This window comes from Mucilaginibacter sp. 3215 (assembly GCF_050433785.1).
Taxonomy (GTDB): Bacteria; Bacteroidota; Bacteroidia; order Sphingobacteriales; family Sphingobacteriaceae; genus Mucilaginibacter.
This window is the reverse complement of the sequence record NZ_JBNPWO010000013.1, coordinates 141,037-157,600: the sequence shown is the minus strand read 5'-3', so window position 1 is coordinate 157,600 and position 16,564 is coordinate 141,037. Positions and strand designations below refer to the sequence as shown.

General features: G+C 42.5%; 8 protein-coding genes. 6 read left to right on the top strand and 2 right to left on the bottom strand.

Features of this window, described 5'->3' with window-relative positions:
• Positions 1-334: 334 nt before the first annotated feature.
• The 6 genes from ABIC84_RS19765 to ABIC84_RS19740 all read left to right on the top strand — a co-directional run bounded on the left by ABIC84_RS19765 (position 335) and on the right by ABIC84_RS19740 (position 11,429).
• Positions 335-913, top strand: coding sequence for an RNA polymerase sigma-70 factor (locus ABIC84_RS19765; protein ID WP_090533154.1), 579 nt, complete (start codon positions 335-337; stop codon positions 911-913).
• Between the two features lie 60 nt (positions 914-973).
• Entirely contained in the window at positions 974-2,119 is a 1,146-nt protein-coding gene (locus ABIC84_RS19760) for a FecR family protein (protein WP_176628670.1), read from the top strand.
• Positions 2,120-2,410: 291 nt separating this feature from the next.
• On the top strand, positions 2,411-5,869 hold the full coding sequence (locus tag ABIC84_RS19755) for a TonB-dependent receptor (RefSeq protein ID WP_429264652.1): 3,459 nt from the start codon (positions 2,411-2,413) through the stop codon (positions 5,867-5,869).
• A gap of 35 nt (positions 5,870-5,904) precedes the next feature.
• Positions 5,905-7,788 (top strand): RagB/SusD family nutrient uptake outer membrane protein, encoded by a 1,884-nt coding sequence (locus ABIC84_RS19750; RefSeq protein ID WP_429264651.1) that lies wholly within the window; start codon positions 5,905-5,907, stop codon positions 7,786-7,788.
• A 1,230-nt stretch (positions 7,789-9,018) separates the two neighbouring features.
• Positions 9,019-10,446, top strand: a complete 1,428-nt coding sequence (locus ABIC84_RS19745) for an MBOAT family O-acyltransferase (protein ID WP_426585882.1) — start codon at positions 9,019-9,021, stop codon at positions 10,444-10,446.
• A gap of 8 nt (positions 10,447-10,454) precedes the next feature.
• The gene (locus ABIC84_RS19740) at positions 10,455-11,429 is read left to right on the top strand and encodes a hypothetical protein (RefSeq protein WP_429264650.1); all 975 of its coding nucleotides are present in this window, start codon (positions 10,455-10,457) and stop codon (positions 11,427-11,429) included.
• A 383-nt stretch (positions 11,430-11,812) separates the two neighbouring features.
• Here the strand turns inward: ABIC84_RS19740 and ABIC84_RS19735 are convergent, their stop codons facing one another.
• Complete coding sequence (locus tag ABIC84_RS19735) at positions 11,813-13,321, bottom strand: RagB/SusD family nutrient uptake outer membrane protein (protein WP_429264649.1); 1,509 nt, start codon at positions 13,319-13,321, stop codon at positions 11,813-11,815.
• 46 nt (positions 13,322-13,367) lie between these two features.
• Positions 13,368-16,442 (bottom strand): SusC/RagA family TonB-linked outer membrane protein, encoded by a 3,075-nt coding sequence (locus ABIC84_RS19730; RefSeq protein ID WP_429264648.1) that lies wholly within the window; start codon positions 16,440-16,442, stop codon positions 13,368-13,370.
• Positions 16,443-16,564 lie beyond the last annotated feature (122 nt).

The following is a 16,564-nucleotide window of genomic DNA, read 5'->3' as shown; positions in this document are numbered from 1 at the left end:
AGGGCTTACGGGAGATAACGCTTAAGCAATTGACAGATTGCCTTCTAACCTCATGTGCCGATTATGTCCGCCTCTGGCATAACGAAATAAATTTCCTGCATAAAAATAAATTTGCGTTATTGTACTTTAATTCGAAATTTAAGTTATAACGCCTACCAATTCGTTTCAAGATCTTCATTACATCTTCATAGGAATTGACCGGCCATTTTACTCAAATTGCGTTTAATGTCAAAACCACATTTAATACATCTGCCAATTAATAACTTGATTATTTACACGCAATGGCTGCTTACGTCAGTCAGGTGTGCTTTTTTAGGTAACTTAAATAATCGCGATGGTCAATTATAACACATTAAGCGATTCCGAGTTAACAGATCTTCTCAAGCTGGATGATCCGCTGGCCTTTGCAGAGATATACGACCGGTATTTCGGTTTGCTTTATATCCACGCGTTTAACCGCGTAAGGGATAAAGAAGAAGCAAGAGACGTAGTGCAGGAGTTATTCGCTTTTTTGTGGGCTAATCATGGTTCCATTGAATTTAAAACCAACCTGTCAAATTATTTGTATACTGCTACCCGAAACAGGATCCTGAACTTAATAGGGCGTAAACAGATCCATGAAAGATATAGATTGAAACTTCCTGACCAGCTTATCGCCCCTATCATGACCGATCACCTGGTGCGTGAACGGCAACTGACCGAGATCATTAACAAAGAAATTCAGGCCTTACCCCCAAAAATGCGCATCGTTTTTGAAATGAGCCGCAAGCATCATATGACCTATAAGGAGATTGCCGGTAAGCTGGATATTACCGAACAATCTGTAAGAAGCCATGTAAAAAATGCGCTTAAAGTATTGAGGGTTAAATTGGGCATCATAACATTTTTGATTTTTATTTTATTCGATAAATAATTTTTACCCCCCTGGCTACCGGGCTATTTGTCTATAATAAATAAGACAATACTTAGCCAGTTGAACCCAAAAATCAATCTTCAGGAGTTATTAAGTAAATATCACGCCGGCACGATAACCGACGAAGAGCGCATTTTATTGGAGGAGTGGTACGCCCAATGGACACCTGAACAACAGGAGCTTTCATCCGAAGAAATTGACCAGATGAAAGCGGATGTTTGGCAATCATTAAATGTAACTGTACTGCCGGCCGCAACCAAACGGCTATGGCCACGAATAGCATTGGCAGCTTCTGTGATACTTTGTTTATCAGTAGGGGGCTACTATTATCTTTCAAATTCGAAAGCCAGTCAGCAACAAATGACGGCAAAGGTTGAAAGGGTAGACATTGCCCCTGGCGGTAATAAAGCGGTCCTGGTACTAAACAACGGCCTCAAGATTAATTTAAACAGCCAGATAAACGGGACAATAGCTAAACAAGGCAATATCAGAATCGTAAAAACGGCTAACGGTCAGTTGGCTTATGCACCTGACAATACCGATCCTTCAGTTGTAGTTTACAATACTTTGAGTACCCCCCGCGGGGGGAAATATGACCTGGTGTTAGCTGATGGTACCAAGGTGTGGTTAAACTCTGCCTCATCCATCACTTACCCCACGGCTTTTAAAGGAAATGATCGCACCGTAAATATTACCGGCGAAGTTTATTTTGAGATTGTACATAATGCGAAACAACCATTCAGGGTAAATTTCAAAGGGCATACTATTGAAGATATCGGTACTGAGTTTAATATAAATGCCTATGATGATGAACAGGTAATAAAAACTACCCTGGTGGCAGGCAGCATAAAATTATCAAGAGATTCAAGGAGTGTGCTCCTCCGCCCGGGACAGCAAAGTATAACGTCTTTATCAAATACAGCAATTGAAATTAAAGACGCAGATATTAACGAGGCAACCGCCTGGAAAAACGGGCTGTTCAAATTTAAAAAAGCAAAAATTGAGGATGTTATGCGGCAGTTATCGCGTTGGTACAACGTTGATGTTTCATACCCGTATGGTGTTCCGAAAACCGTTTTTTCTGGCGAAATGATCAAAGATGCGAACGCCACACAAATACTGGATATGCTGGCTTATTTTAAAGTAAACTATGAAATTGTACAGCAAACCAAAGGCTCAGAAAAGAAAATTATCATTAAACCTTAAACCTACACTAAATAAATAACCAATTATTTAACAGCTAACCTGAAAACGATGAAAAAAATATTACGTCAAATAACCTGATCAGAGAAAACAGGGTTCTTAAAAGAACGCAGAAGTGGTTCGAAGCACTTCTGCGATAAAGCTTGAGTCAACCCTTCCGAATAAATCGGTAAAACAAATGGAGTATTATCTTATGTGTTAACCTCAAACCTAACAAATGTAATGAATTTTACAGGTGTCCTGACAGTGATATGCCCTAAAAAAGGCTCACTGGTCCATAAACTTATTATGGTTATGAAACTAACCACCCTCCTACTAATAATTACGCTATTACATGCAAGCGCTAAAAGTTATAGTCAAAAGATCAGTCTAAACGAAAAAAATACCCCCCTGGAAAAAGTTTTATCCCAGATTAAAAACCAGTCAGGTTATGTTTTTCTGTATACCGATCAAAACCTGGTGAATACGTCCATCAGTGTTAATGTTAAAGACGCCTCGATCGAGGAAACATTGAACGCCTGTTTTAAAAACGCGCAGATCGGCTACAAGATCACCGGTAAAAATATTTTGCTGAGAGCAACTTATCCTCAAACAGCTGAGCAGGAAAACGCTCCTCCGCCGATCACCGTCAAGGGAAAGGTTGTTGATGAGACCGGAAAACCCCTTATGGGTGCATCGGTAAAATTAAAAGGCGGAAGTTTAGGTACACAAACCGATACCGAAGGGCGTTTTACGTTAAGCAATGTTCCGGATGATGGTATCCTGGTTATCTCTTTCGTGGGATTTACCACTTTGGAAGTACCGGCGAAAAAGAACCTCGATAATATCAAGCTTGTTCCTCTGGCTTCAGATCTGAGCCAGGTTGTTGTGGTTGGTTACGGCACACAGAAAAAGGTCGTTGTGTCGGGTGCGGTATCAGATGTAAAGGGCTCGGAGCTGGCCAAATCAGCCTCTGTTAACCTCTCTAACTCTCTTGGTGGCCGCCTGTCGGGTGTAGTTGCTATCCAATCAAGCGGCGAACCTGGTGGTGATGGCTCTACTATTCGCATCCGCGGTATCAACTCCTTATCAGGTGGTAACACAGACCCGTTGATTGTAATTGACGGGGTACCGGGACGTGCAGGTGGTATTGACAGGATCAATCCTAACGACGTAGAAAGTATATCAATCCTGAAAGATGCATCTGCCGCAATATATGGATCAAGGGCCGGTAACGGTGTAATTTTGGTTACTACCAAGCAAGGTAAATCGGGTAAGCCACAATTCAGTTATGATTTTTATTATGGTTTGCAGCGCCCTACCCGTACACCTAAAATGGCCAATGCACCTGAATATGCCGAGATTATGAACGAATTACAAATATTCAATTCGGGCTTAAATCAAAGCAACTGGAACGATGCCTGGCAAGCTTTGAAAAGCACGGGCACGTACACCCGGCCCGATGGCAATGGCGATATAAACGCGGCTTTTTCGCCGGAGGCTATGCAGAAATTCAGGGATGGATCTGACCCGCTTAGATACCCAAATACCGATTGGTTTGGCACCGTATTTCAAAAATGGTCACCACAACAAAGGCATAACCTGCAAGTTACAGGCGGTAATGAGTTTACCAAATATCTTGTTTCGCTGGGCTATTTAAACCAGGACGGTTTTTATAAGAACTCGGCCACCAGGTACAAGCAGTACGATTTGCGAATCAATGTAGAATCTAAAGTTAGTAAATATATCACCACGAGCTTAAATGTTACCGGCAGGGAAGAAAACCCCAACTACCCAACAGTGAGTGCCGCCAACATTTTCAGGTTTATTATGCGTGGCAGGCCGACCGATGTGGCCATTTGGCCCAACGGTTTAGCCGGTCCGGATATTGAAAACGGTATCAACCCGGTTGTGGCCACCACTAACCAAACAGGGTATGATAAAAACACTAAAGATTACCTGCAGACTACCGGTAAAATTGAAATTAAAGTACCGGGTGTAGAAGGCTTAAAATTAACCGGTACGGCGTCGTTGGATAAATACTGGAACAGGCAAAGTACCTGGAGAACACCTTATGAATTGTATTCGTGGGATAAAACTACCCAGAATGCTGATGGCAGCCCGCAATTGCAGGTTAAAAACTTCTATCCTGACCAGTTTCATACACCAAATCTTACAGAAAAAAACATTAATGAGCTGGATATAAACTTAACCGGCATCATCAATTATGACCGGAACTTTAATGGCCATGCGGTTTCATTAATGGCCGGTGTACAGCGCCAAACTGCTAATAGCAGCGGCTTTACAGCTTTTAAAACCAATTTTATATCCTCGCAAATCCCGCAGTTATCATTTGGCCAGGAATTGGGACAATCAAACGGGGCCAATGATGTATTTAAAAGTGCGCGCTTAAGCTATTTCGGTTCGGCCAATTATAACTACAAAGAAAAATATATCGCGCAATTTCTTTGGCGTGTAGATGGCTCCTATATCTTTCCCCCCAGCCACCGGTTTGGCTTCTTCCCGGGTGTTACGGCAGCATGGCGCATTTCGGAAGAGGGCTTCTTTAAAAACAACATTCACTTTGTCGATAATTTGAAGCTAAGGGGCTCATGGGGCCGGATGGGGGCCGAAGCATATTATGGCGGTGCGCTTAAAGAGTACCAATACCTAACTTTATTGGCAACCAGCAATAACATGTTTAACGGACAGCCCGTTGCGACGGTTTATGAAGGCACCGTACCTAATTATGATTTTACCTGGGAAGTTGCAAACAATACCGATGTTGGCCTTGAAGCAAGCTTTTTAAACAGCCGGTTATCAGTAACGTTCGATTATTTTTATAACCTCCGCTCAAATGTGCTGGCGCCTAAAACCGGATCGATACCGGGAAGCGCAGGTATCCCTGTATACAACTTCCCTCCTGTTAACCTCGGCAGGTTGAAAAACTCGGGGTATGATTTCAGCGTGAATTACAGTGACCGCGCCGGCGATTTTAATTACAGCGTTAGTGTAAACGCCGGATATGCTAAAAATAAAGTATTGTATTTTGACGAAACCCCGGGCGCGCCAGACTGGCAGCGAGCAACCGATCATCCAACAGATGCCTGGCTGTTATACCAATATGACGGCGTTTTTAAAGACCAGGGAGATATCGACGCCAATAAGCTTGACTACAGCGGATTAGGAATTTCAAATTCGAGCTTAAGGCCCGGAGATATGAAATTTAAAGATGTAAACCACGACGGTAAAATTAATGGTGATGACAAAATACGGATGGATAAAAACGGCACTCCTACCTTTACAGGTGGCGTGAACATCAACCTGGGTTACAAAGGATTTGACCTAAGCGTATTGGTTCAGGGAGCTACCGGCGGCTTACAAAAAATAGGGCTGACCGAATCAGGAAGTATCGGTAACTACCTGGAATGGTCATATCAAAAACGCTGGAGTATTGATCATCCTAACAACCTTTATCCGCGGTTATCTGACTCTAATAGCGGCGCTACCTACTTCACTTCCAGCGCGTCAGACAATAGCTATTATGTAATCAACAGCAATTACATCCGGATAAAGAATGTGGAGTTGGGTTATACACTTCCGAAAGAATGGATACAAAAGTTAGGGCTCAATTCATTGAGGATCTACGCTAATGGCATCAACCTGGCCACTTTTGATAAGATCAAAATTTGGGACCCCGAATCTACCAATACCAGCGGGCAGTATTATCCGCAGGCTAAAGTGATTAACATGGGTGTTAAAGTTACTTTTTAAGGAGCGTGAGAAAACGCATTATGAAAGGAATTGATATGAAAACAACATTAAAAAATAAAAATCTATATCTGCTTGTGTTCATTATGATAATGGGCGCGGCTTGTAAAAAGGATTTCCTGAATGTTACGCCACCTAACCAACTATCTGCTGATGTGGTTTGGAGCGACCCGACTTTGGCCGAAGCCTATATGAACGATGCCTATAAAGGTCTGATAAACGGTGGATTATCTGAGCAGATGCTCGCCTCCGTATCCGACGAATCTCTGTTTAACCATACCGGACGGGGTATCGATATCGTCAATACTGGCAATGTTAGCCCCACTACTACCGGCTGGATTGACGATTCGTGGAACTGGGACAGGATGTACCTGTATATCAGAACCTGTAATACGGCTATCGACAGAATTGTAAGCGGCAAAAACAGTATTTCCGACCAGACCAAAAAAGACCAGTTTTTAGGTGAAGCCTATTTTTTGAGGGCCTATTACTATCAGCAATTATTGCGCTTTTACGGCGGTGTCCCCCTCATCACCAAAGTATATAATATTACCGACGATCTTAAGGTAAAGCGTAATACCTACGAGGAGTGTGTAAACTTCATTGTAAAAGATTGCGATGAAGTGAACAAATTATTATCCGGTAAAACAATGGGGCAAGGTCGTGCCACGGCGCTTGCAGCACTGGCCATTAAATCGAGGGTATTACTTTACGCAGCGAGTGACTTGCATGATAAAGCTAAACTAACAGCAAAAGTTAGTGGTATTCCGGATCAAACCCTTCCCCTGCTATGTTACACAAGCGGCAACCAGGCCGATCGTTACCGCCTCGCACAAACCGCGGCAAAGGCGGTGATGGATGCTGATCCGCGCATGGGTTATAAACTTAATTTATCAGCTCCTGTTTCGGCCAGCCAGGGAACTATCAATTATGCGAGTATCGCAATGGGTGGAGGCAGTAAAGCGCCCAATATCGACCCCGCCGGGGCTTCAGAAATCATCTTTGCAAAGTATTTCCTGCTGCCAAACTATGCGGTAACGCCAAACCTTTACAACGGGCCTAACGGTTATCATAACTGGGGAGGAAACTCTCCGATAGGCTTACTTGTTGATGATTACGATATGCAGGACGGCACCCCATTCAGCTGGTCGAACCCATTGGAAAAAGCTAATCCCTATCAAAACCGTGACCCCCGATTTTACGCAACGGTGTTGTACGATGGCTCGGATTGGAAACCCCGCGATAAAGTATCCGGCAATGTTGACCCCGCCAATCAAATTCAAACCGGCACTTATGATTTGATGGTGAGCGGCAAACTAACATCTTTCAGCGGACTGGACACCCGCAACAGCTCGTTAGAAAATTGGAATGGTACCTACACCGGCTATTACTATCATAAATTTACCGATCCGGATCCTAATATCATTGATCAAAACATGCCGCAAACTATTCCCTGGCCTTTTTTCAGATATACAGAAGCGGTTTTGAATTATATTGAAGCGTCTATAGAACTCGGTGACACAGGCCCGGCGGTAGAATGGTTAAACAAGATCCGCTTCAGGGTTGGTATGCCCGCGGTTACAGCCTCAGATCAAACAAGCCTGAGAAACATTTACCGTCATGAGCGCCGGATTGAGATGGCCTATGAAGAACAGCGATATCATGATGTACGCAGATGGCTGATAGCCAACGAAACCGTAGGCAGGAAGGTAACCATAGTAACTGTTACCGGAAAATTCAAATCGGGAAAAACGCAATCCTCTCCTTACCATTATGACCCGTCGGTTTATGATTATAGCTACACACCGTCCGAATATAATGTATTGGAAAACAGGGCCTGGAACAACGCGCTTTACTTCAGGCCAATCACCCGCGATGAAGTAAACAAGAACAATTTACTAATACAAAACCCCGGATATTAAATATATCCGAAAGAGACCTCTAAGTTGGTTTAAACAGCGCTAACCTTAAGTAACGAATGAAAAAATTGCCAACCGGGCAATCGAATTTACTTACTTATCGGGTTTATTAAAACTAACAACTTCAAATCATTTTCCAAATGGTTCGGGTTTTGTACCAGCGGGATCACCAAAGTAGCCAGATACAACGTATTTGGCTACTTTGTTATATATATATATTGCAGTAAAATCCCTGATCTCCATTTTATTCCAAATTTAGATGAGTTCTTTTTCTAATACTGTAGGTTCTTTATAATGATTTTCACATTCATTATTGGTTGCGGGGTAAGGATTTCTTCGATCAAACAGATGAACAAGGCATTGTGTTCTTCATAAAAATGTTCTTAACCGCAATAACCAAATTTTGATCAGGATCAAGCCACAACGGTATGAATGACTTTAACTTTGATGATACTTGCCGGAATTACCCGGAAGCGCAATGCCCTCCGTTAGTGAGGCGGGAAAACATTCATCTTCACCTATTTATGCAAACCTATGGCAAACAAACGATCGGCTACGCTACCCCTTTGAACGGCTCGATGAAATCATTTAGTCAATACGATATATTCGATTATTTTATATAATTATTTATCATTAAAACATATTTATTAGTTTCAACATATTATCTGTTAATCAAAAGTTAATTTTATAAATCACCGGTATGATTTGTCGCCTTCGGCCCCGGATGGGATATTAACGCGTTCGCTTATAGCAAATGATAATAAACTGGCACAATGCAGGATAGCTTGCCAGCACGATCATTAAAACCAGCCCAAAGTGGCGCATTTATTATTCGACAAATCGGGCGCAGTTATCGGCCGATTGTTCGCTGATACGACCGTGCAAACAGGAACAGATGTCTATTTAGAACGTAAGGCCAACACAACTGGCAAAAGATCAACAAGGCATACATCGCCGTTGCATTAGTAAGCAACTTGGGTAAAAAGCCTTAGCGGGTATAGCTGTAGCCCGTTCTATTTAACCTGGCAACAATGCATTCAGCCATTAAGCACTTCAGTTGGCCCTTATTGACAACTTTGTATACGCAAAAATGAAAGGGACGAAATTATTACTATGGGTTATGATTTGAGATTATTTGATAAATATATCATTGATATAAGGATATACATTGATATATTTGCAAATATTTGACCTTTACTTCTTATCACGTAAGCATAGCTTACTTATATACATATGCTGTTTAACTCTGTAGGTTTTATACTCTTTTATGTAATAGTTACATCGCTATATTTTGCCTTTCCCCATAAATTCAGATGGATCATACTGTTACTTGCAAGCTGTTACTTCTATATGGCCTTTGTCCCCATCTATATTCTGATATTAGGCTTTACTATCATAATTGACTACCTGGCAGGCATATACATTGAAAAAGCCAAAGATAAACGGCGCCGGAAGCTTCTTTTAGCAGCAAGTTTAGTGGCCAATATAGGTATCCTCGCATTTTTTAAATACTTCAACTTTCTGAATCTTAATATAGATAGGTTTATGGGAAAGTTTAACTATCATGATCCGATACCCTATTTAACTATTTTATTACCTATCGGTTTGTCGTTCCATACTTTTCAGGCCATGAGCTACACAATTGAGGTGTACCGGGGTAATCAAAAGGCAGAAAGGCATCTGGGTATTTACAGCTTGTATGTCATGTTTTACCCGCAACTGGTAGCCGGACCAATAGAAAGGCCTCAGAATATCCTTCCACAGATGCATACCGAACATCGTTTTGATTACGAATTAATGAAGTCCGGTTTAAAAATGATGCTTTGGGGATTTTTCAAAAAAATAGTAGTGGCCGACCGCCTTTCCATTTTTGTAAATTCGGTATTTAACAATCCTGAACTCCATAACGGAACCACCATTGTAATCGCATCTATCTTTTTTTCGGTACAAATTTATTGCGACTTTTCCGGTTATACTGACATAGCTATTGGCTGCGCCAGAACAATGGGGTTTGACCTGATGAAAAATTTCGAACGCCCATATTTTGCAACCAACATTCAGGACTTCTGGCGCAGGTGGCACATCTCTTTATCAACCTGGTTCCGTGATTATTTGTATATCCCGCTGGGAGGAAACCGGGTATCAAAACAAAGGCAATACCTTAATCTGTTTATCGTATTTTTAATAAGCGGGATATGGCATGGCGCCAACTATACTTATATCATATGGGGAATTTTACATGGTTTATATTCTGTTGTGTATATGATCATTAAACCATATTTACGCAAAGAGCAGCAAAGTAAGGCAACCGCCACAGCAATACGAATAGGAAATATGGCCTTGACCTGCTTATTCGTAACCTTTGCCTGGATATTTTTCCGGGCCAATAGCGTTTCCGATGCATTGACGCTGATCTATAATTTAAGGAGCTTTGGAGCAAAACCATTTTTTGGCGATGGAATAAGCAATTTTGCCCATTCTATTTTGGCCATATTTCTGCTATTTGCAGTGGAGTACAAAATGGAATATTACCCTGAAAAATTCAATTTCTTTACTTCACCCAATATTGCCTTAAGATGGGGCTCCGTAGCCTTCACCATTATTTTGATATTGTTATTGGGTGTGTTTAATGGTGGCCAGTTTATATATTTCCAATTTTGATAAAAACCATGTCTCTTGCTAAGTTTCTGATTAAACCAGCCTGCTTTCTTGTAGTATTGATATCACTTGACTATTTAGTGGGAACCGGACTCAGAAAAATCTACTTCAGCCAGCAGGTTGGGCAGTTTAGTCAAACTACCTATGCTGTTGACAGCGCCAGGCATGACATTATGATTTATGGCAGTTCAAGGGCTGTCCGTCATTATTCGCCATCCATTATATCTAAAATAACAGGGCTAACTTGTTATGATTCCGGCCGGGACGGACTAATGATACCGTACTCAACCGCCATGGAAGAAATTTCGTTAAGCAGGCATACTCCCAAACTTATCATATTAGATATCAGTCCCAGAGAATTAGGGATTGATCAATCCAAATACGATAAATTAAGCATCTTGCTGCCCTATTGTAATAAACATCCGGAACTTATCAAATACGTTCAGGAAATTAGTCCGTTTGAGCCTTACAAACTTTTATCCCAAACCTATCCATTCAACTCCTCGGTGTTTATACTGGCTACTAATGTCTTGTTTGCTAAAACAGTAAAAAAAGATGATAACGGATATTTACCACTGGAAGGTCAAATGACCAAACCCGAGGTTGACGATTATAGTTTAAGAATGAATAAGCGCTATTTAAAAATCAAAAAGCGTAAAGATATTCCGGAAGAAAAGGCTATCAGGTATTTTAAAACATTTTTGGAGAATAGCACCAAAAGACACGTTAAAACATTAGTAGTCATTTCACCAACTGTATTAAGAAATCCTTTTTACCTGGATAATCAAGCTGTAGAAAAAGAATTGCTCGTGAAGCTTACCCAACAATATCCTAACGTAACGTTTTTGGATTATTCGTCAGACCCCCACTTTAATTTCCGGCCTGAAAAGTTCTCAGATGTATTTCACTTAAATAAACAAGGGGCAGAGGAGTTTTCAAATAGCATAGCACACTACATAAAATCTAAGCTCGTCAACAAAATATAGATAAGCAACCGTCTGAATGTAAATGGGATAAGTATCATCGGTTTGCCCCGGCCTTCAATGCTGCCCGTACACCATATAATGATGATGCAGCCGCATTTTCAAAACCGAAAATGCTGGAATATCGCCCGGCTGGAGACTGGCAAGCTCGTTCGCTGCCGATTCCATACATCTATTAATATCAACGGATCGATTTTCCCGGAACCAAAGGAGGTGACTCCTCTGATAAAGGACCAGGCGTGATCATAGCCCCGCTCACTGTTAAGCTGGTAAGATATTAAATTTGAAATACGGCAGGTAGCTATGAGTCAAACCCATAAACAGTAAAAGGCCACTTGCGCGGCCTTTTACTGTTTGTTATTAATAAATTTCAGATTGTTTTCCCTTTAAAAACCCGGATTGTTAGGTAACAACTTCGGATTGACATCTGTTTCCTGTTTAGGCAGCGGGAACAGCAGCTGTTTATCAGTAAACGTGGCGCCAAATACAGTTTTATGGCCTATAAAATTGTCCCAGTTACCGGTAATATCGTTATGAACTTTGCGGGTTCGGAGCATATCAAACCACATTTTATTTTCAAAGCAGAGCTCAAAATACCGCTGCAACCACACCTCCTGCTCAAATGCTGATTGGGTTAACGCCCCTATCGGGGCCAGCTTAGCCCTTGCGCGGATATTATTAACCATCAATATAGCCGTAGCATTTGGTGCGCCTTCAGCTTCGTTTGATGCTTCGGCGTACATCAACTCAACATCGGCCAAACGGTAAAGGGTGTAGTTAAGATCAGATTTTAATGTGGTATTAACTGCAGTAGAATCAAACCATTTGTAGATATAAGGGCTGCGGAAAGTGATTTTTTTGCCCGTTTTTGTATTGGTATAGCTGGAGTAAAAGAACTGTTTTTCTTGTACTCTTTTATCGCCAGCAGCAAATGATGCTAAAAACTGAGTTGTAGGATAAACCGAACCATACTCATCTGAGTATTGCGAAACACCCGAAAAATTTGGAATAGTAAGTGGTGTAAGCGGATTTGACGATGGTACCGACGCCGCATATTGCACCTGGAATATAAATTCGCCTGTATTTTTATTTGCAGGTTTGATCATGTCGGTATATTCCGGAAACAGGGTATAACCACCATTCTGGATCACGTTGAGCGAGCGCTTGGCCGATTCGGCGTAGAATGTTTTACCGCCGTTGATCGCGGCACCTGCATAGGTTAAATACACATCGGCCAGTAAGGCCTCAACAGCACCCATCGATACTTTGCCGGTGTTATCCTTCCATGGCAGCGTTGATTTTTCGGCAGCTAACAGATCGGGGATAATCACTTTATCATATATATCCTTAGCAGCTGTACGTGGAACATTGAGATTCAGGTCTTTGGGCGTTTCGGTAACCATGGGTACCGCGCCATACATACGTACCAGTTGAAAATAGTAAAGCGCCCGCAGGCTTTTTACTTCGGCCAGCATATTGTTCTTTACCTCGTCAGTAAGGCCGGGTGCATTGATGGTTGGTATTTTACCAATGGCCAGGTTACACGCGCCTATGCCAAGGTACATTTGTTGCCACCATGTATCAAAGTAAAATGAAGTACTGCTGTAAGTTAGGTTCTGGTAATTTACGTAACCGGTTTGCCCAAGGTCGCTGCCCGATTTGCCGGTCATAAATTCCATCAAATTCCAGGTATTACCACCGTACGAACCACTTTGGCCTGATAAAAAGCCCTGCAGGTTTTGGTAACCCGAATTGGCAAAAGCCCTGGCCACTTTAACACTCGATACATTTGACTCGGGCGTAAGGAAACTGGTAGGCTCCTCCTTCAAAAACTTTTTGCAGGAGCATGCAAACAACACCACCCCTACAAGCAATATATTTTTTATGGTTTTCATTTTTATATAATTTAAATTAAACTATCAATCGATCCTCTACCGCTGTTTAAAAAGTCACCTGTAAACCAAGGTTCCATACACGGGGTCGGGGGTTTGAGAAGAAATCTAAATTCTGCGAGAACGAACCGTTCGACCCGTAGCTTGAATTGAAGGTATCCACCTCCGGGTCATAACCGGTGTATTTGGTTATGATGAACGCGTTTTGAACACTTGCATATATCCTGAAACGATTGGCATGAAGCTTTCTAAGCACTGGCTGTGGCAAGGTATAGCCCAACGTAAAGTTTTGGCCGCGAATAAACGAACCATCCTCAACCCACCAGGTATCGAAATGCGAATCCTGCGCAAATTTGTAGTTACGCACCTGCGAAATATAGGTGTTCTGGTTATTAGGTGTCCAGGCGTTAAGCACGGTGGCCAAACTGTTTGAAAGGGTTTGCCTGTCCTCAACCGAGTGTTTGAAGTTGGCGGCAGTATTTACACCCTGAACAAAGCGGATATCGAACGAAAAATCGAAAGCTTTATATCTGAAGCTGCTGCTGAAAGTGCCCGTCCATTTAGGATAAGCGCGGCCGATAATACTATAATAATTACTGCCATCCGGGTTGTAAATATATTTCCTGTCGCCGGGCTTTAAGCTGTGTTTAGCGGCTTCGGCTACATCCTCGGCCGAAGTGCTATAGGTGCCAAGCCTTGTCATACCATAAAACGAACCGATAGGTTCGCCAACCCTGATCACAAAGTTTTGACCAAGGAAATTAGGGCCCGGGAAGATGTCCGCGCCGTTATCGTTCAGTTTTAAAACTTTGTTTTTATTGGTAGTAAATATAAAATTGGTCCTCCATTCAAAATCGGGTGTTTTAACGTTTAGGGTATTCAGGCTAACCTCGACACCTGAGTTACGCACCGATCCTACGTTTTTATATACATTGGCATTGGTTTCACCGGCAGACCATGGTATAGGGGCCTGCAACAACAGATCTTTAGTGGTGCGGTTATAATAATCGAGGTTAAGGTTTACACGATCATGAAATAAACCTAACTCCAAACCGGCATCAAACTGAACAGAACGCTCCCATTTTAAGTTAGGGTTACCAATATAGCTTGGCAACAATGTTGACTGAGCAGCCCCACCCAAAACCGTGGTGCTCGGCTGGATCTGTGCCAGCGAACGATAGTTACCTATCTCCTGGTTACCCGAAGTACCGTAACTGGCCCGCAATTTCATGTTGGTGATGGTATGGTTATCCTTCAGGAAATTCTCCTGCGATACACGCCAGGCGGCACCCACCGAAGGGAAGAATGCGTACTTGTTATTCACCCCAAACCGCGATGAGCCATCGTACCGGCCCGTTGCGGTAAACAGGTATTTTTCATCAAGGTTATAAGTTAAACGGGCGTAATATGAACTTAATGATGATTTTTCATCCTGCGTTTCATTGGCACTCCTCACAGAACCCGCCTGCTCGTAGTGGTACTGGAAAATATCATCAATAAAATTCTGCGTTTCTGAGCGTACCCGGGCATACCCTTGTTGCTGGAACGAGATACCTAACAAGGCGGTGAAGCGCTGCCTTTCGTTGATCTTTTTGTTCCAGGTAAGGTAGTTTTCTGTTTGCCAGTAGTAATTATTGTAAGCATTTACGTTAGCTACACCTCCCTGATCTTGTGATAAGTGCGGCAGATCGCCTGCTGAGTAGAAGTTATTTTTTTGAGCGCTTAAGTTATAGCCGAAATCTGTTTTAAAATCCAGCTCTTTTGTAATGTGGAACAGAGAGTAGATGTTACCTAACATTTGCAGGTTATTGTTAAGCGTGTAACGCTCGTTGGCAACCTGCACCGGGTTTGGCGCGCCCTCAAGACCAGCAATATCATAATTGCCTGCCCATGTGCCATCAGGATATTTAACAGGCACTATTGGCACCTCTTCTGATACGTCCCTTGGCACGTTTAGCCCACCATTACCATCGGTAACTAAACGTTGCCTGCTGCTGATGAGATTGATGCTGCCACCCACTTTCAACCAACTTTTCAGGTCGTTATCCATTGTCATTTTTATGGTATATCTCTTAAAGGCCGATGTTGGCGCAAGACCATTCTGGTTAAAATAGCCAAGCGATAAACTGTAAAGCGATTTTTCGCTGCCACCCTGAATATTTAACTGGTGACTTTGCGAAAACGCTGGTTTATAGGTTTCCTTTTCCCAATTGGTATCATAAATTGGGTTATCATTAGCGTCAAAAAGCTTAGGGAAATTAGCATGGTTTAATGCAACCGGCGGTGCCCATACGCCTCCGGCCGGGTCAAATTTTTGACCGTTTGCGAATGATTCATTGTAAACTTTAACAAACTCGGCCGAGTTTAAAGTGCGTAAATGACGATACAATTCGCTTACGTTAAAGTTATCATCATAAGTAATAGTTGCAGCACCTGTACGGCCACGTTTGGTAGTGATCATAATTACACCATTGGCACCACGCGAACCGTAAATAGCTGTGGACGAAGCATCTTTTAACACCTCGGCCGAGGCTATATCCAGCGGGTTGATAGAGTTTGGATCAACTCCTACCACGCCATCCACCACATATAATGGATCGACATTGGAGTTGATGGATCCGATACCCCTAATTCTCACTTTAGCGCCCGCGCCGGGGGCCGTGCTGTTAACACTAACTTCCACACCGGCTATTTTGCCTTGCAGGGCCTGGGTTACGTTAGCCACGGGTTTATCATTTAACTGATCGCCTTTGATGCCGGTAACAGCGCCGGTAAGATCCGATTTTTTAACAGTTCCGTAGCCGATCACCACAACTTCGTTAAGGGCGCTGGACGTTCCAGCTAACTGCACGTTAACGACAGTTTTGCCAACGGTTGATATTTCCTGACTGGCATAACCTGTATATGAAAATATCAATACGGGTTTGGCACTGGTTACCTGTATCGTGTAATTTCCATTAAGATCCGTCTGGGTACCACCCTGGGTGCCCTTTATTTTGATACTTACACCAGGTAAAGCTGAATTATCCTTAGCATCGGTTACCTTGCCGCTGATCTTAACCTGCGCCATCGTGTGCAGCGACAGCAAGGTGAGCAGAATTGAGTAGATAAGATTTTTCTTCATAACATTGTTTAGTAGGTTGTTTTTAAACTGGTAATTATAGGAACACTTCTCTGCGAAGCATTCATGGCGGTTTATAACCGCCGCAAGGCCGGAAGTTGCCCTTCAGAAAGGGCAAAGAAGTC

Excerpts from the sequence above, each read along its gene's own strand:
- ABIC84_RS19765 (WP_090533154.1), top strand. The coding sequence starts at position 335 with ATGGTCAATTATAACACATTAAGCGATTCCGAGTTAACAGATCTTCTC.
- ABIC84_RS19755 (WP_429264652.1), top strand. The coding sequence starts at position 2,411 with ATGAAACTAACCACCCTCCTACTAATAATTACGCTATTACATGCAAGC.
- ABIC84_RS19750 (WP_429264651.1), top strand. The coding sequence starts at position 5,905 with ATGAAAACAACATTAAAAAATAAAAATCTATATCTGCTTGTGTTCATT.
- ABIC84_RS19745 (WP_426585882.1), top strand. The coding sequence starts at position 9,019 with ATGCTGTTTAACTCTGTAGGTTTTATACTCTTTTATGTAATAGTTACA.
- ABIC84_RS19740 (WP_429264650.1), top strand. The coding sequence starts at position 10,455 with ATGTCTCTTGCTAAGTTTCTGATTAAACCAGCCTGCTTTCTTGTAGTA.
- ABIC84_RS19735 (WP_429264649.1), bottom strand. The coding sequence starts at position 13,321 with ATGAAAACCATAAAAAATATATTGCTTGTAGGGGTGGTGTTGTTTGCA.
- ABIC84_RS19730 (WP_429264648.1), bottom strand. The coding sequence starts at position 16,442 with ATGAAGAAAAATCTTATCTACTCAATTCTGCTCACCTTGCTGTCGCTG.